General features: G+C 70.7%; 21 protein-coding genes. 6 read left to right on the forward strand and 15 right to left on the reverse strand.

Annotation, left to right across the window (positions count from 1 at the left end):
• Positions 1-16: 16 nt before the first annotated feature.
• From ACFWW9_RS10250 to ACFWW9_RS10295, 10 genes are all read right to left on the reverse strand, one after another.
• The gene (locus tag ACFWW9_RS10250) at positions 17-730 is read right to left on the reverse strand and encodes a 7-carboxy-7-deazaguanine synthase QueE (protein ID WP_390374199.1); all 714 of its coding nucleotides are present in this window, start codon (positions 728-730) and stop codon (positions 17-19) included.
• 32 nt (positions 731-762) lie between these two features.
• Entirely contained in the window at positions 763-1,419 is a 657-nt protein-coding gene (locus ACFWW9_RS10255) for a 7-cyano-7-deazaguanine synthase (protein WP_390374201.1), read from the reverse strand.
• Positions 1,416-2,414: an isopenicillin N synthase family dioxygenase gene (locus ACFWW9_RS10260; protein ID WP_390374204.1), complete on the reverse strand. Its 999-nt coding sequence runs from the start codon at positions 2,412-2,414 to the stop codon at positions 1,416-1,418. The genes ACFWW9_RS10255 and ACFWW9_RS10260 overlap by 4 nt, the downstream gene beginning before the upstream one ends.
• Positions 2,415-2,434: 20 nt before the next feature.
• Positions 2,435-3,697: a diaminobutyrate--2-oxoglutarate transaminase gene (ectB, locus tag ACFWW9_RS10265; protein WP_390374207.1), complete on the reverse strand. Its 1,263-nt coding sequence runs from the start codon at positions 3,695-3,697 to the stop codon at positions 2,435-2,437.
• Positions 3,694-4,458, reverse strand: a complete 765-nt coding sequence (locus ACFWW9_RS10270) for a class I SAM-dependent methyltransferase (RefSeq protein WP_390374209.1) — start codon at positions 4,456-4,458, stop codon at positions 3,694-3,696. The genes ectB and ACFWW9_RS10270 overlap by 4 nt, the downstream gene beginning before the upstream one ends.
• A complete protein-coding gene (locus tag ACFWW9_RS10275) occupies positions 4,455-5,651 on the reverse strand; it encodes an MFS transporter (protein ID WP_390374211.1) in 1,197 nt (398 codons plus the stop codon). Before ACFWW9_RS10275 ends, ACFWW9_RS10270 begins: the two co-directional genes overlap by 4 nt.
• A gap of 1 nt (position 5,652) precedes the next feature.
• The gene (locus ACFWW9_RS10280; protein ID WP_390374214.1) at positions 5,653-6,900 is read right to left on the reverse strand and encodes an ATP-grasp domain-containing protein; all 1,248 of its coding nucleotides are present in this window, start codon (positions 6,898-6,900) and stop codon (positions 5,653-5,655) included.
• Positions 6,901-6,920: 20 nt separating this feature from the next.
• Entirely contained in the window at positions 6,921-7,511 is a 591-nt protein-coding gene (folE, locus tag ACFWW9_RS10285; RefSeq protein WP_390374217.1) for a GTP cyclohydrolase I, read from the reverse strand.
• Between the two features lie 28 nt (positions 7,512-7,539).
• Positions 7,540-7,890 (reverse strand): 6-pyruvoyl tetrahydropterin synthase family protein, encoded by a 351-nt coding sequence (locus tag ACFWW9_RS10290; protein WP_390374220.1) that lies wholly within the window; start codon positions 7,888-7,890, stop codon positions 7,540-7,542.
• 162 nt (positions 7,891-8,052) lie between these two features.
• Positions 8,053-8,667 carry a LuxR C-terminal-related transcriptional regulator gene (locus tag ACFWW9_RS10295; RefSeq protein WP_390374222.1) on the reverse strand — a complete coding sequence of 205 codons (615 nt, stop codon included), beginning with the start codon at positions 8,665-8,667 and terminating at the stop codon, positions 8,053-8,055.
• Between the two features lie 380 nt (positions 8,668-9,047).
• On the opposite strand from ACFWW9_RS10295, the gene ACFWW9_RS10300 reads away from it, so the two are divergent.
• On the forward strand, positions 9,048-10,211 hold the full coding sequence (locus tag ACFWW9_RS10300) for a hypothetical protein (RefSeq protein ID WP_390374224.1): 1,164 nt from the start codon (positions 9,048-9,050) through the stop codon (positions 10,209-10,211).
• A gap of 149 nt (positions 10,212-10,360) precedes the next feature.
• On the opposite strand, the gene ACFWW9_RS10305 is transcribed toward ACFWW9_RS10300, so the two are convergent.
• The 4 genes from ACFWW9_RS10305 to ACFWW9_RS10320 form a co-directional block, all read right to left on the reverse strand.
• Positions 10,361-10,984: a LuxR C-terminal-related transcriptional regulator gene (locus ACFWW9_RS10305; protein WP_390374227.1), complete on the reverse strand. Its 624-nt coding sequence runs from the start codon at positions 10,982-10,984 to the stop codon at positions 10,361-10,363.
• A gap of 217 nt (positions 10,985-11,201) precedes the next feature.
• Positions 11,202-11,537, reverse strand: a complete 336-nt coding sequence (locus ACFWW9_RS10310) for a hypothetical protein (protein WP_390374231.1) — start codon at positions 11,535-11,537, stop codon at positions 11,202-11,204.
• Between the two features lie 92 nt (positions 11,538-11,629).
• Positions 11,630-12,046, reverse strand: a complete 417-nt coding sequence (locus ACFWW9_RS10315; RefSeq protein ID WP_390374234.1) for a hypothetical protein — start codon at positions 12,044-12,046, stop codon at positions 11,630-11,632.
• 151 nt (positions 12,047-12,197) lie between these two features.
• Positions 12,198-14,864 (reverse strand): LuxR C-terminal-related transcriptional regulator, encoded by a 2,667-nt coding sequence (locus ACFWW9_RS10320; RefSeq protein ID WP_390374237.1) that lies wholly within the window; start codon positions 14,862-14,864, stop codon positions 12,198-12,200.
• A 165-nt stretch (positions 14,865-15,029) separates the two neighbouring features.
• Between ACFWW9_RS10320 and ACFWW9_RS10325 the strand changes: the two genes are divergently transcribed.
• Genes ACFWW9_RS10325 through ACFWW9_RS10340 form a run of 4 tightly spaced genes read left to right on the forward strand, consistent with a single transcriptional unit; the run spans position 15,030 to position 18,417 of the window.
• Complete coding sequence (locus tag ACFWW9_RS10325) at positions 15,030-15,824, forward strand: ABC transporter ATP-binding protein (RefSeq protein WP_390374239.1); 795 nt, start codon at positions 15,030-15,032, stop codon at positions 15,822-15,824.
• Positions 15,817-16,524 carry an ABC transporter ATP-binding protein gene (locus ACFWW9_RS10330; protein WP_390374242.1) on the forward strand — a complete coding sequence of 236 codons (708 nt, stop codon included), beginning with the start codon at positions 15,817-15,819 and terminating at the stop codon, positions 16,522-16,524. Before ACFWW9_RS10325 ends, ACFWW9_RS10330 begins: the two co-directional genes overlap by 8 nt.
• Positions 16,525-16,540: 16 nt before the next feature.
• A complete protein-coding gene (locus tag ACFWW9_RS10335) occupies positions 16,541-17,392 on the forward strand; it encodes a branched-chain amino acid ABC transporter permease (protein ID WP_390374245.1) in 852 nt (283 codons plus the stop codon).
• On the forward strand, positions 17,389-18,417 hold the full coding sequence (locus ACFWW9_RS10340; RefSeq protein WP_390374247.1) for a branched-chain amino acid ABC transporter permease: 1,029 nt from the start codon (positions 17,389-17,391) through the stop codon (positions 18,415-18,417). The genes ACFWW9_RS10335 and ACFWW9_RS10340 overlap by 4 nt, the downstream gene beginning before the upstream one ends.
• Positions 18,418-18,516: 99 nt before the next feature.
• Here the strand turns inward: ACFWW9_RS10340 and ACFWW9_RS10345 are convergent, their stop codons facing one another.
• On the reverse strand, positions 18,517-19,548 hold the full coding sequence (locus ACFWW9_RS10345; protein ID WP_390374364.1) for an RNA-guided endonuclease InsQ/TnpB family protein: 1,032 nt from the start codon (positions 19,546-19,548) through the stop codon (positions 18,517-18,519).
• A 41-nt stretch (positions 19,549-19,589) separates the two neighbouring features.
• On the opposite strand from ACFWW9_RS10345, the gene ACFWW9_RS10350 reads away from it, so the two are divergent.
• Positions 19,590-20,906 carry an ABC transporter substrate-binding protein gene (locus tag ACFWW9_RS10350; RefSeq protein WP_390374249.1) on the forward strand — a complete coding sequence of 439 codons (1,317 nt, stop codon included), beginning with the start codon at positions 19,590-19,592 and terminating at the stop codon, positions 20,904-20,906.
• Positions 20,907-20,993: the final 87 nt, after the last annotated feature.

Below are 20,993 nucleotides of genomic sequence, written 5' to 3' on the forward strand. Positions count from 1 at the left end.
CCCGGCCCCGCGCGGGTCAGACCGCCCGCTTCTTGCCCCACACCAACGTGTGCAGCCGGGTCGTGAGGTTCCAGCCCCGGTCGACCACGGCGTCGGCCAGGTTCTCCATGTGCTTGCCGATCTCGTCGCCGCTCTGCCCCTCGGGCATGATCCAGACGGACCCGAGGTCGAAGCGGGTCACCAGGTCGGCGACCTCGTCGAGGTCGTCGGTGTCGCGGCAGACGAACTTGAACATCGTCTCCGGCGTCCGCGCCAGGCTCGCCAGCGCCGACGGGACGATCCGGCGCGCCTCGGAGTCCCCCGAGTGGGCCAGCTTCGGCGACACGTTGAACCGCACTCCCGCGTCGACCAGTTCGGGCATCGCCGCGTGGGTCCCGTTGGTCTCGACCTCGATCTCGACGCCGTGGCTGGTGAGGACGTCAACCAGCGGAACCAGGCGTTTCTGCTGGCCCAGCGGCTCGCCGCCGGAGATGACGACCATGTCGACGCCGAAGGCGAGCAGTTCCTCCGCGACCGAGGAGACCGTCCGGCGGTGCAGCTCCACCTTGGGGTCGTACTTGACGCCGCTCGCGCTCTCCCCCTTCCAGTCCCAGGTGTAGGGGGTGTCGCACCAGTGGCACGACAGGTTGCACCCGCCGAGCCGGAGGAACGCGCACCTGCGTCCCATCGACCGGCCTTCACCCTGGACAGTGGGTCCGAAGATCTCGTTGACGACGAGTTCCGGTTCCACGGGGCACCACCTCCTCTTGCGTCGTGACGGTTCTACGTGCGGTAGGTGGTCGGGTCCTTGACGCCGACCTCGGCGAACGCCCCTCGGCGTTCGGCGCAGGCCGCGCACTCCCCGCAGTGGACGTCCTCACCGCGGAAGCAGGTCCACGTCTCGGCCCACGGGACGCCGAGCTCCTCCCCCAGCGCCACCACGCCGGTCTTGTGCAGCTCGATCAGCGGAGCCAGCAGGTCCACGCCGGGGCGGGCGATGGCCACGCGCTCCATCTCCAGGAACCGCCGCAGGAACTCCGGCGAGGTGTCGGAGGGGCCCACGTCGTCGGCCATCACGCCGAACGCGACGGCGTCCGCGTCCTCCACCACGACCAGCGCGAACGCGACGGACAGCAGCAGCGCGTTGCGGTTGGGGACGATGTTGGGGTTGCGCGGGGTCGTGACGCCGAAGCTCGGAACGTCGACCGACGGGTCGGTCAACGAGGAGCCGCGGAAGACGCTCTTCACCGCGCTCAGGTCGGCCTGCTCGTAGGGGAAGCCCAGCCGGTCGGCGACGGCGCGGGCGAACGCGAGTTCCTTGTGGTGGCGCTGCCCGTAGTCGATGGACAGCACGTGCAGGTCGTGGCCTTGTGACGCGAGGTGGTGGGCCATGGTGACGGAGTCGATGCCGCCGGACACCACTGCGATGATCTTGCTCACGGGGTGGGTCCTCCCGTGGGGACGGTGACGCCGAGCTTGCGCAGGACCTCGTGGCGCGCCACCACGGGCGGCAGTCCTCGACCGCCGCCGACCGGCGCGACCAGCGGCTCGACGACCGTGTCGGGGTCGGACTCGTAGAAGAACACCAGCGACAGCAGCTCCTCGTCCGGCGCGGTCGGGCTGGGTGCGAGGACGCGGTGCTTCAGAGCGCGCCAACGGCCGTCGGTCCAGTGCTCCATGAGGTCGCCGAGGTTGACGACCAGCGAGTCCGGGCCGTACGGGGGCGCGAACCAGCCGTCCGCCTCGTTCCAGCCCTGCAAACCGCCGACGCCGAGTTGGCGGCTCAGGATGGTGAACGTGCCGAGGTCGGTGTGCGGGCCGTTGCGCAGTTGGCCGCTGGCCACGCCGCCCACGGCGTTGAGCGACGGGTACCAGCTCGCGTTCTGCGTCCACGTCGACTTGGTGGCGCGCGAGGTGAAGTAGTCCTCCGGCAGGCCCAGCACGGACGCCAGCAGCTCGTTGATCGTCTCGGCCACCCGGACCATGTGGCCGGTGTAGGCGTCTGCGGCGAGCTTCAGCTCGGGCATCTCGCTCGGCCAGCGGTTGGCCGGGTAGTAGAACCGGTCCAGGTCCGGGTTCCCGGTGCGGTGCGTCGGGCTCGCGTAGAACGACTCGTGCAGGTCCGGCGCGCTCGGGGCCTCCTCCCCCTCCTCCCGCAGCACGCCGACGCCGCCCGCGGGGTGCATCTCCAGCCACCCGCTGTCGTGGAAGGACTCGACGGCGTACCGGGCCTTGACGTCGTGGGGCAGGGCGAAGAACTCCCTGGCACGCGCACGGAAGCCGTCGATCACCTCGCGCGGCACGCCGTGCCCGTCGAGCAGGAACATGCCGGTGTCGCGCAGCGCGGTGTCCAGGTCGGCGGCGACGCGCTCGCGCTTGTCGGCGGACGCGGACCGCCACTGCCCCAGGTCGACGGACGGGATCACGGTGCTCACAGCCACTCTCCTCGATGTCTCTAGTGACGGGACCGCGTGAGCACGGCGCCCACGCACGTCCGGATGACGCGGAGCCCCTCGTCGAGCTCGTCGTCGGTCGTGGTCAGCGGGGGCAGCAGCTTGACCACGTCGTCGCCCGCGCCGGAGGTCTCCACGAGCAGGCCCCGCTCGAACGCCGCCGCGCACACCTCGGTCGCGGCGCCCTCGACGCCGAACCTCAGCCCCAAGGCCAGTCCCCTGCCGCGCACCCGCAGGCCCGCGCCGCGGTGCTCGGCGGCGATGTCCTCCAACGCCGCCGCGACCCGCTCCCCCTTGGCCTTGGTGGACTTCTCCAAGCCCTCGTCGCTCCAGTAGGTGCGCAACGCCTGCGCGCCGGTCACGAACGCCGGGCTGACGCCGCGGAACGTGCCGTTGTGCACGCCGGGCTGCCACACGTCCAGCTCGCGGCGGACCAGGGTGAGCGCCATCGGCAGGCCGTACCCGCCGATGGACTTCGACAGGCACACCATGTCCGGCACGATCCCGGCGTCCTCGAAGCTGAAGAACGCGCCGGTGCGGCCGCAGCCCATCTGCACGTCGTCGACGATCAGCAGCACGCCGTGCGCTCGGCACAGCTCCGCCAAGTCCCGCAACCACTCCGCACGGGCGGCGTGCAGACCACCCTCGCCCTGCACGGTCTCGACGACGACGGCCGCCGGGCGGTCCAGTCCGCTGCCCGCGTCGGACAGCATCCGCTCCAGGTAACGGGAATCCGGTGGCCCGCCATCGAGGTACCCGTCGAACGGCATGGGAGTCGTGTGCGCCAGCGGCACCCCCGCCGCGGCGCGCTTGACGGCGTTGCCGCTGACCGCGAGCGCGCCCAACGTCATGCCGTGGAAGGAGTTGGTGAAGCTGACGACCTGGTGCCTGCCGGTCACCTCGCGGGCGAGCTTCAACGCCGCCTCGACCGCGTTGGCGCCGCCGGGACCGGGGAAGACGACCTTGTAGTCCAGGGAACGGGGACGCAGGACCAGATCGTCGAACGTCTGGAGGAAGTCGCGCTTGGCGACGGTGAACATGTCCAGCGCGTGCGAGACGCCGTCGCGGCGCAGGTAGTCGAGCAGGACCTCCTTGAGCACGGGGTTGTTGTGCCCGTAGTTGAGCGCTCCCGCACCGGCGAAGAAGTCCAGGTAGGGCCTGCCGTCCTCGGAGTACAGCCTGCTGCCCTCGGCGCGGTCGAACACCACGGGCCACGCCCGGCTGTAGCTGCGCACCTCGGACTCGAGCTCGGTGAAGATGGTCATGTCGCGCTCCGTTCTGCGCTCTTCCTGGCGTGCAGCAGGAACCAGTGCCTGCCCAGGCGGACGCCGCGGTCGGAGGACGCCCGCGCGGTGTAGCGGGTGAAGGGCTCCTCGTCGGCGGCGGTGTCGTAGTCCTCGAAGATGGGGACCTGGTGCAGGAAGGTGTCGAGGTCGGCGGGCGTGTGGAAGTACTCCTCGTAGGTGAGGTTCTGCTCCCGCGCGGTGGTGAAGCCCGCGGCCTCCAGGCCGGCGCGGGCCTCGGTGGCCACCGGGACGCCGTTCCAGCGGCCGTGGAGCTGGCCGCGGCCGAAGACCTCCTTCAGCTCGCGGACGTCCTGCTCGCCGATCCCCAGGTGCACCAGGGACCCGCCGGGTTTGAGGACCCGCAGGAACTCCTTCGCGAACAGCGGGCCGCGGCGCGAGGTCACGACGTCGAACGACTCGTCCGGGTACTCCGTCGCCGAGGCGTCCCGGAGGTCGAACACGACGTGGTCGAGGCCGGAGTCGGCCTGGTGGCGCCTGGCCGAGTCGAGCATCTCCGGCGCGAGGTCGACGGCGTGGACCGAGGCGAACGCCGGGGCGATCCGCAGGAGGTTGCGGCCGTCGGCGCAGCCCACGTCCAGCAGCGCCCCGCCCGCCTGGCCGAGCACGATGCCGTCGAACACGTCCTCCGGGTCGCCGTCGGGGAAGACCTCGGTCCGCTGGGCTCCGCTGGAGTAGCCGCCGAAGCGGGCGGCGACCTTCGAGTAGAACTCCGGGTTCATGCCTGCTCCTCGTGGTGGGTGGTCTTGGCGAGCGACAGCAGGACGACCGCGGCCGCCCCTGCGACCGGTGACAGGAACAGGAACGCCGGTGCGCCGTGCGCGCCCGCGAGCGCCGCGCCCGCCGCGTTGCCGACGGCGAAGCCGGTCATGGTCACGCCGGTGGCCCAGCCCTGCACGGAGCCGTCCGCGCCCGCCGGGGTCATCTCGCCCAGGACGCCGTAGAACCGGGCGAACGTCGAGCCGATGGCGAGTCCCGCGAGCGGGCACGCGGCCAGCACGGCGATCGGTGACACGGGCATCGCCAGTCCCAGCAGGCACGCCCCGGCGGCGAACCCGCCGAGCAACGGCGGCAGCCCTACCCTCGTAGGGAGCGCGCCGAGCACGAGCGCCCCGGCGATGCTCCCGAGCGACATGCTCGCCAGGAACCAGCCGCTGTAGCCCGTCACGTGCTGCTGCTGCGCGTGGATGGGCAGCACGATCTCCACCGCGGACAGCGCCGCGGCGAACAGGAACAGCGCGCCGAACACCGCGAGCAGCGGCCGTGACACCCACGGGCCGTCACGGTGTGGTGTGACGGCCGAGGTCACGCCGACCGGGGCCGACAGCAGCAGCACGGCCGCGGCCATGAGCACGCCGACGGCCACGAACGGCAGCGCGGGTCGCAGGGACACGCTCAGCCACGTGGCCAGCACCGGGCCGGTGATGAGCGTGATGTCCATCAGCGCGGACTCCAGGGCGTTGCCCGAGGGTCTGCCGCGGCGGCGGTCGGCCGCCGTCCAGTGGGCGCGCAGCACGATGCCGACCGGCGGCGCGCACAACCCGGCCACGAACGACGACAACAGCACCACCACAAACGGCAGCCGTTCGGACGCCCCGGCCACCAGCCCCGTCACGCCCGCGAGGTAACCGGCCAGGCACAGCAGCAGCACCGCCCGGCCGGACCGTCCGGTGACGAGCCTGCCGCGCGCCGGGCTGCTCACCGCGGTCGCCAGCAGCATCACGCCCGCCGCGCCGCCCGCGGCCCCGTAGGAGTACCGCTGCGACAGCAGCAGCACGGCGCTGACGGGGAACATGCCGTAAGAGAGCTTCGACAGCACGCTCACGAGCGCCAGCCGTCGGTCGACCGGGGTGGCCAGCACGTCCCGGTAGGTGTCCACGAAGCCGAACGGCCTCGTGCCGCGCGTTCCGGTCATGTCAGCCGGTCGCGCTCGGGTCGGGCTCGATCTCCAGCGACACCAGGGAGCGGACGGTCGCGAGGGTGGCGAGCACCGTGGCCTGGTCCGGTCCGGTGACGAACACGCTGACCGGGATCGCGAGGCTGTCGCGGGTCACCGGGACGTGGTCGCCGGGCGCGCACTCGACCATGACGCGGTCGATGCCGGGCAGGCCGTCGAGCTTCTCGACGCCGTGCACGGCCTTCAGCGTGCCGGGCGCGTCGTCGTTGCGGATGACCAGGGACCCGAACACGGCCTTGAAGTCCGGCGACTTGTCCATGATGGACGGTCGTCGGCCGAGGTAGCACTCGATGGAGTCGTGGTAGGGCCGCATGAGGTCGCTGTGGCGGTCCCACATCTCCATCGCGGGCCCGCCGGGCTGCCGCGCGCCGACCTCGATGAGGAACACGCCGTCGGCGTTGGCCTTGACCTCGGTGTGGCTCGGGCCCCGGCCGATGCCGAACCCGTCGAGCACGTCGCCGACGTACTCGCCCAACCGCGCGAAGTCCGGGTCGGTCTCGTCGAGCTGCACGGTCTCCCAGACGGGGAAGTCGTAGTCGCCGTCGCCGGGCTGGCGGTACTCCCAGATGTCCACCAGGCGGTGCTCGCCGTCTGCGCTGTAGTGGTTGACGGCGAACTCGCGGCCGCGGACGTACCGCTCCACCAACCACTCCGTGATCGGCACGGCGAAGGCGTCGTGGGTGACCAGCCCGTCCAGCTCGCCCAGCGAGCCCTCGTCGGAGATCACCACGACCCCCTGCGAGCAGGAGCCCATGGTGGGCTTGACGATGGCGGGGAACCCGATCTCCTCGATCGCCGCGCGGATCCCCTCCGGGGCGACGAGCCGGAACTCCGGCACGCGCAGACCCGCGTCCAGCGCCCGTTGCCGCATGGCCGCCTTGTTGCGCCGGGCCCAGGCCAGCGCGTGGTCGTTGCCCGGCAGGCCGAGCCGGTGCGCGACCAGGTCCGCCAGCTCCACGCCGGTGTCGACCGTGGGCAGCACCGCCCGCACGTCGAGCCCGTGCGCCACGACCTGCCGTTGCACCTCGTCCACGTCCGAGGCGTACAGCGAGACGTCGTCGCCCTCGGCGTGGCCGGGGCTGCCCGCGCTGTACTCGACGGTGTACACCGAGGCGACGGTGAACCCGAGGTCGCGGGCGGCGGCCTTGTACCGCGCCCCGGTCCGGATCGGGTCGACCAGCAGGACCGCGGGTTTCTCCTGTGTCATCGGGAGTTCTTCCTCCGGGGTCAGGAACGGGTGAGGCTGAGCAGTTCCGCGCGCAGGGCGGGATCGGTGGAGAACGCGCCGTGGTACGCGGTGGAGGTCATGAGGGCGCTGGTCTTGATGCCGCGCATGGTCATGCAGAGGTGCTCGCCGCGGGCGATGACGGCCACGTCGGGGGTGCCAGTGATGGTCGTGATGTCCGTGGCGATGTCGGCGACGAGCCGTTCCTGCACCTGGAGCCGGTGGGCGTGGTTGTGGGCCACGCGGGCGAACTTGGACAGGCCGAGGAGGTGACCGGTGGGGCGGTAGGCGATGGTGATGGTGGCGCTGAACGGCAGCAGGTGGTGCTCGCACAGCGACCAGACCGCGATGTCGGAGACGATGACGAGCTGGCTGGTGGTCGTCGCCTCGAACAGGGTGTCGGTGGTGCCGGGGTGGTAGTCGCTGAACTCGCGCCACCAGCGGGCGAACCGCTGGGGCGTGTCGCGCAGCCCCTCGCGGTCGGGGTCCTCGCCGATCTCCTTCAGCAGCTGCCGGGCCACGTCGACCAGGGGGTCCTCGTCGGCGGGCGGGGTGAGGTCGTGGAGGAGGTCGTGTCCGGCGTGGGTGGTCATGGGTCGCCTCTCTGCGGGGTGCAGGACGTCAGGGTCGGTACTCGGCCCAGGTCTTCGGGGTCTCGGAGACGCGGACGGCGGTCAGCTCCGGGTACTCGACGGCCCACTGGGCGTGCATCCAGACGGCCATGTTCTCGGCGGTCGGGTTGCCGGGGACGATGTCGTTGAGGTGCTGGTGGTCGAGGGTCTTGTCGAGCCAGGTCTTGAACGTCGACAGGTCGCCGTAATCGCGCACGAAACCGGTGGGCGTGAGGTCGTGCGTGGTCGCGGCGGAAAGCTCGAGTTCGACGACGTAGTTGTGGCCGTGCAGCCGTGCGCATTGGTGACCGTCGTGCAGTCCGTCGAGCCGGTGACTTGCGGAGAATTCGAACTTCTTCATGATGCGAAGGGTCATGAGTTCGGCCGTGAGCCTCTCGGTGGGCGATTCGGGTCGACCCGATCATGCCCACGGCGTTCGAGACGGGGAACGTCCGTCCGGACGGACTTTTCGTGCAGCCACCCCCGAGAAGTCGGATTCACATATCAGCGAACCCGAATTCGGTCAAATGTAGCCTTCCCGCACGGCGAAGGCGACGGCGTGCGCCCGATTCCGCCAATGCTTGCGCGCCATCACGTCGTAGAGCACGCCCTTCACGGTGCGCTCGGAGTACGACAGCCGCTCGGCTATCTCCCTGGTGTCCAGGCCGTCGGCCACGAGACGGAGAACGCCGAGTTCCCGTTCCGTGGGCTCCGACGGCGGACGTCCTTTCCGCCGCGTTCCGCGCACCTGCGCGGTGAGGTGGGCGAGTAAGCGCGGCGGCGGGTCACCCTCACCCCGTGCGGCGGCTTCCACCGCTTTGACCAGGCGTTCCGCGGTGAGCTGGTGGCGCAGGACGACGGTGCGCGCGCCGACGTCGAGCACCATTCCCACCTGCGCCTCGTCGAGTTCCCCCACCACCAGCACGACCCTCTGGTCCAGGTCCGCGACGAGCCCGCGCAGCCTCGACACGGTCGACGCGTCCAGCACGTCGACCAGCACCACCGCCACGCTCCCCTCGCGGTATTCGAGCCCGTCCAGCACGACCAGGTCGGACCGATTTTCCAGGAACTCGATGACACCGGCACGGGACAACGGGTCGCCGTCGTGGACCACCACGGCGATTTTGCGCATGGACATTCCGGATTTCCTTAACACTGGGCGGACTTCCAGCGTAGCGGCGGTGATCTCCGGGCGCGCCAATCGAGATGACAGAAAAAGGCCTCAGCCAGGGGAATTCGTGTTCATAAAGGACAGTCGACGGCTTTCACCTGCCAATACCCCGACAATGCCGGAGAACCGCACCCCATTCCCCCTCTGTCGAATTCCAGGGGGAGCCCGAATGGTGGACAGATGATCGGACAAGATCATGGATCGCGCTTCCACGCGAGTTCCACTTCGGCGAGAATACCTCGCCACAACGCGACCCCCTGCACGAAAGGTCCGTCCGCGCGGACGTTCCCCCTCGGCCCCGCCGTGAGCAGGATCGGTTCCCGATCACCTACCCGTGGAGCCGTCCCGTGAACGTTCGCACCGAGGCGCACCGGTGGCGCCTGCGCGCCGGCTACTCCTGGGACCAGAGCGAGGACCCGAGACTGGCCGCGCTGCGCAGCGAGGTGGACACCCGGCTGCGCCGGTTCACCTCGACCGTGTCGACGGCGGGCCCCGACGGGCCGAGCATCGGCTACGCCGGGGTGCGGCACGGCGTGGTGGTCCGACAACTCCTGGAGCAGCGCCGGGAGATCGGCGGCGCGGCGACGGTGAGCCGGGTCGAACACCCGGTGGACCGGGGGCGGCTGTTCACGCCGGGCGGTCCACCGGACGCGGACCTGGTGGCCGTGAGCGGCACGGCGGCGCAGGTCCGGGCGTTGCCGCGGGACCACGCGCTCGTGCTGCCGTACCGGCTGCACCTGGCGGTCGACCTCGCGGGCGACGGGTCGTGGCGGCGCGGGGTGTCCAAGCGGGAGCGGCAGTGGTTCACCGCGCTGCGCAACAGCCGGACCGTGACGATCGAGGTCGCCACCGACGAGGAGTCGTTCGACTTCTTCTACGACCGGATGCACGTGCCGACGATGGAACTGAGGCACGGCGACCGGACGCGCAACGAGACCAGGGAACGGGCGCACGAGTGCCTGTTCCGGCGTGGACTGCTGGCGTTCGCCGTGGTCGACGGGCAGCGCACCGCGGGCGTGCTGTGCCACCGGAGCCCGGACGGCTCGGTGCTGACCGTGCGGCTGCTCGGTGTGCTCGACGGGAGCCGAGTGCACCACGACGACGGCGCGCTCAAGGCGCTCTACCACCTGCTGCTGGAGTGGGCGGACGACAACGAGTGCGCGCGGGTGGACTTCGGCGCGGTGGAGGCGTGGATCAGCCAGGGCATCTTCCAGTGGAAGCGCCGCTTCGGGCCGACCGCCACCGTGGCGCCGAACCACACGGGCAGGCTGCGGGTGTGGTGGGCGGCCACCCGCGACACCCCGGCGGTGCGGGACTTCCTGGTGGCGAACCCGGTGTTCGAGCTGGCCGACGACGGGCGGCCGCGCGCGGTGTACTTCCACGACGACGACCGGCCCGCCCGGTACGACCTGTCCCACAAGTGCGCGAACGACCTCGAGGTCCGCGCGGTGCACCTCGACCGGTTCCTCGCGGGCCTGCCGGGGCGGCTGACGTCGACCGTCGAACGGTGACCGCCGGTCACCGCGGTTGGACCGCCGGGGCAACCGGCAGAAATGCTGCCTCGTGCGGCAGAAATGCCTCGTTCGGGGACGAAAGGCAATCGATTATCGCCGGTGGTCGCGTTTTCGGAAAACGACCACCGCAAATACCGCTTCGCCGATCAGATGTAGCCCTCGCGCACCGCGAAAGCGACGGCGTGCGCCCGGTTCCGCAACTGCCTGCGCACCATCACGTCGTGGAGCAGGCCCTTCACCGTGCGCTCGGAGTACGACAGCCTGCCCGCGATCTCCTTGGTGTCCAGGCCGTCCGCGACGAGCCGGAGCACGCCCACCTCGCGCGGGGTCGGCTCGGCGGCGGCCGGGAGGTCCACCCCGGTCCGCCGGTGCACGTCGCGCAGCCGGGCCAGCAGGCGGGTCAGCAGGTCCGACGGCACGTCGCCCTCGCCCCTCGCCGCGGTCTCCACCGCCCTGACCAGGCGTTCCCCGGTCGCCTGACGCCGCCAGACGACGCTCTGCACGCCCGCGTCGAGCACCATCCCGACCTGGGACTCGCTCAGCTCGTCGGTCACCAGCACGACCCGCTTGTCCATGCTGATCACCAGCTTCCGCAGCCGCACCACCGCGCCCGAGCCCACCCGGTCCTCGATGGCCACGGCCACGTCCGCCCGCGCGGCCCCGTCCTCCAGGACGACAAGGTCGTCGCGCTGCTCCAGGATTCCGACGAGCCCGGCGCGCGACAGCGGGTCACCGCCGTGCACGACCACCCCGATTTTGTGCGTTGGCATGGGAATCCTTCGGAGGAAGGCCGCCGCTCGACCCGAAATCGACAGTTCCCCGCCATTCGACACGAGCGCGAGGCGGACCGATCCGAATCCGCGACGACTGGCGGAACGTAACAGTGCCGTTACCGAGATCGAGTCCGACACTAGCGACGGCCACTAAACCGGTCAAGCGAACATGATGACGCAGAGTGGCCACCCGTTCCCGGTATCCGGGACGGGGTCAGTGGCCCTTGCGGGCGTTGCCGACCCGCACCCAGACCCACAGGCCCAGGAAGACCAGGGCCGAGACGACGACGATGTCGATCGTCCGCGCGGTGGCCGCGGCGGCGGGACCGCCCTTCTGCACGACCGCGCCCGGCGGTGGCGCCTGGACGGTGTCGGACTGCGCCACGACCAGCGTCGAGTCCGCGACCAGCACGATCCCGGTGGGCACGGCCTGCGAGCGCGGCGAGGCGTCCCTGTCAGCGCCGATCGCGCTGCCCACCACGACCAGGAGCATGAACACGAGCGCCAGGAGGCTGGTCAGCACTGCCGCTCGAACGACACGAATGGCCACGACGCTCGTCCCCCTCGGGTACGGAACCGATGGACGCCAACGCACGGGCATACGGAACCGACCCCCGAGGGGATCAATACAACGATGGAACGTTATCCCGCCGTTATCTGGCGGGCGCGGTACGTGGCCGCGGCGCTCGTGGCGGACGCGGCGATGATCGCCGAGCCGACGACGATCCCGCTGATCGCGATCGGCACCCCGTCGGCGAGCGTGTAGCTCCGCAACGTCTCGCCGATCGACCAGATGCCCAGCACGGCGGTGACGACGCTGAGCCACGGCGCGTCCAGCGGCGCCATGGCGCGCACCATCGACAGCACCAGCACCGCGCCACCGATCGCCACGACCACCCAGAACCCGGCGAGCTTCTCGCTGAGCACGGTGCGGTCGAACGCGAGCGGCGCGATGATCGACCACACGGCCGCCAGGAAGCAGACCGTGCTGGTGCGGCTCGCGACGGCGATGAGCCGCAGCACGACCTCCTCGCCCTGCCACTGCGCGGAGTCCTCCACCTGACCCTCCGGTGTTCCACTCGACTGGTCCCCGAAGACTTCCACGACCCGACGGAGATGTCGATCATGGGATTCGGGCTGCGAGGGAGATCACGAGCATGGCCGACACCGCCGCGCTTGTCGAGGTCGCGGACCGGTCGGTCTGGGCCGATCAGCCGAGCAGCCGGGTCAGTTCCACGCGGGAGCGGACCTCCAGTCGGGCAAAGATGTTGCGGAGGTGGTGTTCGACCGTGCGGTGGCTGATGAACAGCTGGGCGGCGATCTCGCGGTTCGTCGCGCCCTCGGCCACCAGGCGGGCGATCTGGGACTGCTGCGGAGTGAGGGCGGCCGTGGGGGCGGTTTTGGTGGTGGTGATGGTGTCGCCGGAGGCGCGCAGTTCGGCGCGGACGCGGTTGACGAAGTGTTCCGAGTCGTACTGCTGGAAGATCTTCAGCGCGTCGCGGAGGTGTTCGCGCGCGACCTTCGGCCTGCGGCCTCGGCGCAGGCGGTGGCCGTAGAACAGCTCGGTCTTCGCCAGCTCCATTGGGGTGCCGCCCGCGCGGTGCAGGCGGATCGCCTCCAGGAAGTGGGCGTCCGCCTCGGGTTCCGAGCCCGCCAGCAGCGCGCGTGAGCGGTGCGACAACGCCAGCCGCGCCGGGCAGCCCGTGCTCGCCGCCCAACCCTCGAACTGCCGCAGCACGTTGACCGCCTTCGCCTGCTGGCCGCACGCCACCGCCGCCTCCACGAAGTGCGGCGCGGTCATCACCTTGATACCGGGGTGCACACGACCGGTGCCGACCGCCAGCAGCCGCAACCGGTTCAGCGCGTCCACCGGCCGGTCGTCCACCAGGTCCACGCACGCCAACGCCCACGAGCTGAACGTGCTCGGCCTGCCGAGACCACGCCGGGCCACGTCCGCGGCGGCCAGGTGCAGGCGGTGCACGGCCGTGGCCTTGTTGCCCTGCAACGCCGCCATCAGCGCCAGGATCGTCAGGTGGTCGACCACGGTGTTGGGCTGCCCCATCGCGGTCGCCTCGCGCACGCCCTCCAGCGAGCTGTCCGACGCGATCGAGTGCTGGTCCAGCAGCAACGCCGCCAACGACCGGTACACCAGCGCCCACGGCACCAGCGACGCCATGCCGCTGTCCCGCGCGGCCGCCACGGCCTGCGTGGCCAGTTCCAGCGACGGGGTGGCGTGGCCGAGCACGTACGCCGCCTGGCTGCCCCAGATCTTCGACCGCGGGTCCGACAGGTTCGTCGCCAGCCGCACCGCCCGTTCCAGCGCGGGCTTCGCGACGCGGTGGCGACCGGCGAACGTGGCCGCCATGCCCTCCAGGTGGTCGAACATCAGCTGCGTCACCGGCGGCTCGTCCGGGCGGCGCAGGCGCGCGGCGCGGGCGGCGGTCAGGGCGTGGTCGGCCTGGTCGCCCGCGATGCTGCCCGCCTCGGCGGCGAACACCAGCGCGGTGATGGCCAACGTGCGGTGGGAGTCCAGCAGGTCGTCCGACGCCTTGCGCAGGTTGCGCACCGCCGACCCCGGCACGCCGTCGCCGAGTTCGATGCCGCCGCGCACGAAGTCGGTCAGGCCCCGTAACTCCCGCCCGCGCGTGTAGGCGCGCGCCTCGCGCAGGCTCGCGCGCGACTGCCGTGGTCGGCCGACCGACCAGTGGTCGGCCGCGGCGGCGATCAGGTGGGCGGCCTTGGCGTCCGGCGACCGGGTCAGCGCGGCGGCCCGTTGGTGCGCCTGGGAAGAAGCCGCGTAGTCGCCCGCGCGCCGGGCGCTCTCGGCCGCGGCGGCGAGGTCGGCGGCCAAGCCGTTGGCCGCCTCGCGGTTCATCGCGGCCCGGTGCCACAGCCACCGCGACCGGTGGTGGTCCGGGTCGAGGACGTCGGCCAGCAGCGCGTGCGCCCGGCGGTGCTCGCGGATCGGCACCTCCGTGCGCAGCACGGACCGCGTCAGACCCGACGACACGACGACGTGCTCACCGCGCACCGCGAGCAGACCGCTGTCACGGGCCTCCTCCAACGCGTCCAGCTCCAGTTCCGCGCGCACGACGGTGTCGAGTTCGAGGTCCTCGTCCGCCACCGCGAGCAGCACGAGCCGTCGCGCATCCGGTGACAGGGCGTGGAACCTGGCCCGCAACCGGGACCGCAGCACGCTGTCCGGCGCGAGCCGTCCCGTGGCCGCGAGTTCGGTGAGCGCGAGCGGGTTGCCGCCCGCGAGGTCCAGCACCTCCTCGGCGAAGTCCTCCGACACGCCGAGGGGGTTGTGGTCGGCGAGGACGGCCAGCGCGGCGGGATCGTCCAACGGGCGCAGCGGCAGCACGGGCAGCCCGACGAGGGGGTTGTCGCCGCGGTGCGGCTCCAGCGCGAACAGCACGGCGACGCGGTGATCGGTGACCCGGCGGGCGAGGAACGCCAGTGCCTCCAACGAAGTCCGGTCCAGCAGCCCGGCGTCGTCGACGAGCACCAGCACCGGGCGTTGAGCGGCCACCTCGCACACCAGCCGGTGCACCTCGGTGTTCAGCGCGAACGCGCGCCGGTGAGCACCGGGAGCCAACCCGACCGCCACCCGCAACGCCTCGGGAACGCGGTCCGCCACCGGGTGCAGCAGCCGGTGCAGGCCCGCGCCGTCGAGCGCCGACTCGGCGGGCACACCGTGCGCCGTCAACACCCGGAAGTCCGCCGTGTGCGCCAGACGGAGCAACGCGGACTTGCCCGCCCCGAGCCCACCCGTGACGACCAGCGCCGCCCCCCGACCGGCCCGCGTGGCGTCGAGCAACTCCCGGACAGCGCCGCGCTCCTGGTGCCGACCGCGCAAAACGACCTCGGGAGCCATACCGGACAGTGTTGCGCGCGGGTGACGAAATGGGGAAGGGCTTGGACCGGAATTTACCTATCAACGTTAGTTTTGAGACCCCACGACTGGTGATTCCACCGATGCCGCGCCTCGATGATCAGCCCAGACTGCTGCGAACCACCGCCGGTACGTGGAAGCAGGCCCATGACGATCACTTCCCACGAGAAGTTGCTGGACGTAGGCGGTGTCACGGTCCGGTTCGGCGGGCTGGTGGCGCTGCGTGAAGTGTCCCTCGCCATTCGACCCAACACCGTCGTCGGGGTCATCGGGCCGAACGGGGCGGGCAAGACGACGTTGTTCAACGTCGTGTGCGGGTTCATCCGGCCCAACACCGGGGAGTTGCGGTGGAAGGGGCGGTTGTTGCGCAGGCACCGGCCCGACCAGCTGGCCGGGCTCGGGATCGCGCGGACGTTGCAGGGGCTCGGGTTGTTCGGTGGGTTGACCGTGCTCGAGAACGTGATGACCGGTGCGGGGAGGCTCGCGCGGACCGGGGCGTTGGCGTCGTTGCTGGGGACCGGGAAGTCGGCGCGCGACGAGCGGGAGTTGCGGGAGCGGTCGATGGCGGTGTTGACGGAGCTGGACGTCGCCCACGTGGCGCACCTGCATCCCGGCGCGCTGCCCTACGGCGTGCGCAAGCGCGTGGCGTTGGCTCGTGCGCTGGTGTCGGAGCCGGAGTTGTTGCTGCTCGACGAACCGGCCAGCGGGCTGTCCTCCGGGGAGATGGACGAGCTGGCCGAGCGGATCCGGGGGTTGACCGAGTCGACCGCGGTCGTGCTGGTGGAGCACCACATGGACCTGGTGATGCGGGTGTGCGACGAGGTCGTGGTGCTCGACTTCGGTGAGGTCATCGCGTCCGGCACCCCCGACGAGGTGCGCGTCGACCCCGCCGTCGCCGACGCGTACCTCGGCACCACGCCCGAGGAGCTGCCGAGTGCTTGAGATCGCGGGGCTGACGGCGCACTACGGGTTGGTGCGCGCGCTGTCGGACGTGACGCTGAAGGTCGAGGAGGGCAGCATCACCGCCATCCTCGGCGCGAACGGGGCGGGCAAGACGACGCTGCTGCGGGTGGTCAGCGGGCTGGTGCGGCCGAGTTCGGGGCGGATCACGGCGTTCGGCGAGGACGTGACGGCGTTGTCGACGGACCGGATCGCGCGGTTCGGGATCGCGCACGTGCCCGAGGGCGGCGGGGTGATCCCGGAGCTGACCGTGGAGGAGAACCTGCGGCTGGGCGCGTTGTGGCGCAAGGACAAGGCGGACCGGGGCGCGGCGCTGGCCGAGGTGCTGGAGCTGTTCCCGCCGCTGGTCCCCCGGCGGGCGAAGGCTGCGGGCACGTTGTCCGGCGGCGAGCGGCAGATGCTGGCGATCGGCCGCGGGCTGATGGGCCGACCGCGGATGCTGCTGCTGGACGAGCCGTCGCTCGGGTTGGCACCGCTGGTCGCCGCGAAGATCATGGCGGTGCTGCGGGACCTGCGGGCCGCCACCGGGTTGACCGTGCTGCTGGTCGAGCAGAACGCGCGCAGCGCGCTGTCCATCTCCGACCACGGTTTCGTGCTGGGCCTCGGTGCGGTGGTGGCGTCGGACGACGCCGACACGCTGCTGGCCGACGACCAGCTCCGCCACGCCTACCTCGGTTTCTGATCGGAAGGGGTCCGGGATGACCACGTTCGTGAACCTGACCCTGGGCGGCCTGTCCAGCGGGGCGGTCTACGCCGCGCTGGGGCTGTCACTGGTGATCATCTACCGCGCCACCCGCGTGGTGAACTTCGCGCAGCCCGCGCTGGCGCTGATCTCCAGCTACGTGGCGTACTCCGTCACGAAGGGCACGGGAAGCTACTGGCTCGGCTTCGCGGCGGCGATCGTCGTCGGCACGCTGCTGGGGGTCGTGGTGGAGCGGCTGCTGATCCGGCCGCTGCGCGACGCGGGCGAGTTGAGCGCGATCATCGCCACGTTGGGCCTGCTGCTGGTGTTGCAGGCCGTGGCCGGGATGATCTGGTCGAACGAGCCGCACGCGTTCTCCTACGCGTTCGACTTCCGCGGCCGGTTCGCCGCGGCGGACCTGTTCGCGGTGCTGGCCGTCGTGGTGACGGCCGCCGGAGTGCTGCTGCTGTTCAAGTTCACGCCGCTGGGCCTGCGGATGCGGGCGGCGGCGTTCAACCCCGAGGTGGCGCGGCTGGTGGGCGTGCGGGTCGGGGTGATGCTGACGATCGGCTGGGGTCTGGCGGCGGGCGTGGGCTCGCTGGCCGGGATGCTGGCCATTCCCCCGTTCATCTCGCCGACCGCGCTCGACGAGGTGTTCGTGTTCGCGCTCACGGCGGCGGTGCTGGGCGGGTTGGACAACCCGCTCGGCACGATCGTCGGCGGGTTGGGGTTGGGGATCGGGCTGTCGTACGTGTCCGGGCTGTTCGGGCCGGAACTGGTGCCGCTGGCGGCGTTGGCGATCCTGGTCGCCGTGCTGGCGGTCCGTCCGGCGGGTCTGTTCGGTCGAGCAACCGCGAGGCGAGTGTGAAGAACCTTCCCCCGATCGTCGTGCACCTGCTGGCAGCCTTGGGTTGTCTGGTGCTGCTGGTCCTGCTGACGGTGGCGACCGACCCGTTCACGAACCTGCGGATCGCGACCGTGGGCTACTACCTGGTCGCGGTGGCCGGGTTGGCGCTGCTGACCGGGTTCAACGGGCAGGTGTCGTTGGGGCACGGCGCTTTCATGTTCATCGGCGCGTACACCGTGGCGCTGCTGGTGAAGCGGGTGCCGTCGTTCCCGATCTGGGCGGACCTGCTGCTGGCGACCGTCGCGGGCGGGATCGCCGGGCTGCTGGCGGGCGCGGCGGCCGCGCGGTTGCGCGGGCCGTACCTGGCCGGTGCGACGCTGGCGCTGGCCGTGGGGCTTCCCGCTGTGGCACAACGGTTCCCCGACCTGTTCGCGGGCAGCAACGGGTTGAGCTTCACGGTGAACAGCCAGCCCGCGGCGTTGGCGGGCGTGCCGCCGACCCGGTGGCAGGCGTGGATCGTGTGGCTGGCGGTGCTGCTGGCGCTGGTGTTCCTGGCGAACCTGGCGCGCGGCAAGCTCGGCCGGACGCTGCGGGCGGTGCGCGACGACGAGGTCGCGGCGTCGTTGGCGGGTGTCCACGTGGGACGGACGAAGATCCTGGCGTTCCTGGTGAGTTCGGCGTGCGGCGGGCTGGCGGGCGGTTTGCAGGCGTTCCTGCTGGGCACGGCCGCGCCGGGGTCGTTCACGGTGGCGCTGTCGCTGTCGCTGCTGGCGGCGCTCGTGCTGGGCGGCCTGGGCAGCCTGTGGGGGGCGCTGTGGGGGGCGCTGGCGCTCGTCTACTTCCAGGTGTGGACCGACGACCTCGCCGACCTGCTGGACCTGCGCACCGACATCTCCGACAACCTCCCGCTCGCCCTGTACGGCGTGGTGCTCATCGTGATCGTCCTCGCCTTCCCGGCGGGGATCCAAGGCGGCCTGCGCAAGGTGTGGGTCCGGGTACGACGCCCGAACCCGTCTCAGTCTCCGTCTCAACGAGGAGAAACTTGACGTTTCCCCCGGCCCGAAGGCCGGGGTTCCTGTCCGCCTCGCAGCGGACGGTTCCTGCTTCCGCTCCCCGAAGGGAGGTCGCGACAGTTGCCCCACCAACTAACGCCGGTGTGGTCTGACACCGTCTCCACAGGCTGCGACCGCCCGCCCGGCGGCCAGAATGACACGGGACGCGTTGACGTCCCGATCGTGCACGGCAGCGCAACCGGGACAGGTCCAGTCCCGCACACCGAGCGGCAGGGTGTCGAGCAGATGCCCGCACTTGCCGCAGGTCGTGCTGGACGGGTACCACCGGTCCAGCACGATCACCGTGCGCCCGTACCACGCGGCCTTGTACTCGATCATCGACCGCAACTCCGACCACGCCACATCCGAGACCGCTCGGGCCAACGACCGGTTCTTCACCATATTGGTCACTGCCAAGTCCTCGATCACGATCGTTTGGTTCTCACGAACGAGTCGAGTGGACAACTTGTGCAGGTGGTCGCGGCGCCGGTCCGCCACCCGCGCGTAGACGCGCGCTACCCGGACACGGGCCTTCGCTCGGTTTTCAGACCCTTTCTGCTTGCGCGACAGCGCCTTCTGCGCCCTTGCCAAGCGCAGGCGGTCAGCTCGCTCGTGACGTGGGTTGGCGATCTTCTCCCCGGTCGACAAGGTGACCAGCGCCGTCAGTCCGGCGTCGACACCGACTTCCGCGGTCACCGCGGGCAGGTGTTCGACGCTGGTCTCGACCAGGATCGAGCAGAACCAGCGGCCTGCGGCGTCCCGCGACACCGTCACGGTCGAGGGCTCGGCTCCCTCCGGCAGCGGCCGGGACCACACGATCGCCAGCGGCTGGTCCAGCTTCGCCAACCACAAGTGCCCGTCCCGCCAGCGGAACGCCGAACGGGTGAACTCCGCGCTCCCACGGCCGCGCTTGCGGGACTTGAACCTCGGGTGCCGGGCTCGCTTGCTCCGGAACGCCGTGAACGCCAGTTGCAGGTGTCGCAAAGTCTGTTGCAGCGGCACCGACGACACGTCGACCAGGAACGCCAAGTCGTCCTGTCTTTTCCACTTGGTCAACATCGCCGACGTTTCGGGGTAGCCGACATGTCGCCGCTCGGGTGGTCGGGCGATGCGGGACCGGTTCATCCCCGGCAGCGACGCCGGGGTCTCCACCGATGGGAGTCTCTATGAGAAGCAGTCGTTCCGTCCTGGCGGTCGCGCTGGCCTCCGCACTGGTGCTCGCGGCGTGTGGTGGTGCGGGTGAGACGCCCGCGAACAGCGGGGCCCAGAAGGGTGAGCCCGCGCCGGGGGTCACCGACACCGAGGTGGTCATCGGCACGCACCAGCCGTTGACCGGGCCCGCCGCGCCGGGCTACAGCAGGATTTCCGTTGGTGCGAAGGCGGTCTACGACTACGTCAACGACAGCGGTGGGATCAACGGGCGGAAGATCACCTACAAGGTCGAGGACGACGGGTACAACCCGACCAAGACGGTCGAGGTCGTCAAGAAGCTCGTGCTGCAGGACAAGGTGTTCGCGATCGTCGGTGGGCTTGGCACGCCGACGCACTCGAAGGTGCTGGACTACCTGACCGGCGAGGGCGTGCCGGACGTGCTGGTCTCGTCGGGCGCGCTGCTGTGGAACTCGCCGGAGAAGCACCCGAACACCTTCGGGTACCAGCTGGACTACACCCGTGAGGGCAAGATCCAGGGGCAGTACATCAAGGACAACTTCGCGGGCAAGAAGGTCGGGCTGCTGGTGCAGGGCGACGACGTCGGCACGGACACGCAGAAGGGGCTCGACCAGTTCATCAAGGACCAGATCGTGGAGCGCAAGACCTACGACCCGGCCAACACCGACGTGACGCCGCAGATCTCGGCGTTGCAGGCGGCGGGCGCGGAAGTCGTGGTGTGCGAGTGCATCCCGGCGTTCATGGCGTTGACGATCCTGACGACGTTGAAGATCGGCTACAAGCCGCAGCTCGTGGTGTCCAGCATCGGCGCGGACCCGGCGACGCTGACCGGGCTGGTGGAGCAGTTCGCGAAGCAGGGCGGGGCGCAGGTGTCCGGCGGGGCGCTGCTGACGGGCATCATCGGCACGCGGTACCTGCCGAGCGTGCGCGGCGGCGACGACGCGTGGACGACGTTCTTCAAGGGGATCCACGACAAGTACATCCCGCAGGAGGCGTTCACGGACACGCTGGTGTACGGGATGGTGCAGGCCTACACGTTCTCGCAGGCGCTCAAGGCCGCGGGCAAGGACCTGACGCGGCAGAAGCTCCTCGACGCGATGTCGTCGGGTGAGCTGAAGGGTCCGGGGCTCACGCCGTTCGCGTACGGCAAGGACGACCACGCGGGCTACACGGGCGCGCTGGTGTTCCGGATCGAGGCGGACGGCAGCGTGAAGACGTTGCAGGAGGCCAAGACCACGGACACGCAGACCGGTGAGGTGAAGTCCTACAGCGAGAAGCGGCCCACTCCGGAGGAGGTCAAACTGGTGGGCTAGTGGTTGCACCGATGCGGAGCGGCGGGCGGGGACACCAGGATGAGACGTGCCGGTAACAGTCCCGACACGGCACAGGTCCCCTCCTCC

Source organism: Umezawaea sp. NPDC059074 (genome assembly GCF_042738955.1).
GTDB lineage: Bacteria > Actinomycetota > Actinomycetes > Mycobacteriales > Pseudonocardiaceae > Umezawaea.

Bases quoted from the DNA above. Each gene is read 5' to 3' on its own strand.
- ACFWW9_RS10305 (WP_390374227.1), bottom strand. From the start codon at position 10,984: ATGCCAACGCACAAAATCGGGGTGGTCGTGCACGGCGGTGACCCGCTG.
- ACFWW9_RS10325 (WP_390374239.1), top strand. From the start codon at position 15,030: ATGACGATCACTTCCCACGAGAAGTTGCTGGACGTAGGCGGTGTCACG.
- ACFWW9_RS10335 (WP_390374245.1), top strand. From the start codon at position 16,541: ATGACCACGTTCGTGAACCTGACCCTGGGCGGCCTGTCCAGCGGGGCG.
- ACFWW9_RS10295 (WP_390374222.1), bottom strand. From the start codon at position 8,667: ATGTCCATGCGCAAAATCGCCGTGGTGGTCCACGACGGCGACCCGTTG.
- folE (WP_390374217.1), bottom strand. From the start codon at position 7,511: ATGACCACCCACGCCGGACACGACCTCCTCCACGACCTCACCCCGCCC.
- ACFWW9_RS10350 (WP_390374249.1), top strand. From the start codon at position 19,590: ATGAGAAGCAGTCGTTCCGTCCTGGCGGTCGCGCTGGCCTCCGCACTG.
- ACFWW9_RS10345 (WP_390374364.1), bottom strand. From the start codon at position 19,548: ATGAACCGGTCCCGCATCGCCCGACCACCCGAGCGGCGACATGTCGGC.
- ACFWW9_RS10275 (WP_390374211.1), bottom strand. From the start codon at position 5,651: ATGACCGGAACGCGCGGCACGAGGCCGTTCGGCTTCGTGGACACCTAC.
- ACFWW9_RS10320 (WP_390374237.1), bottom strand. From the start codon at position 14,864: ATGGCTCCCGAGGTCGTTTTGCGCGGTCGGCACCAGGAGCGCGGCGCT.
- ACFWW9_RS10270 (WP_390374209.1), bottom strand. From the start codon at position 4,458: ATGAACCCGGAGTTCTACTCGAAGGTCGCCGCCCGCTTCGGCGGCTAC.
- ectB (WP_390374207.1), bottom strand. From the start codon at position 3,697: ATGACCATCTTCACCGAGCTCGAGTCCGAGGTGCGCAGCTACAGCCGG.
- ACFWW9_RS10280 (WP_390374214.1), bottom strand. From the start codon at position 6,900: ATGACACAGGAGAAACCCGCGGTCCTGCTGGTCGACCCGATCCGGACC.
- ACFWW9_RS10290 (WP_390374220.1), bottom strand. From the start codon at position 7,890: ATGAAGAAGTTCGAATTCTCCGCAAGTCACCGGCTCGACGGACTGCAC.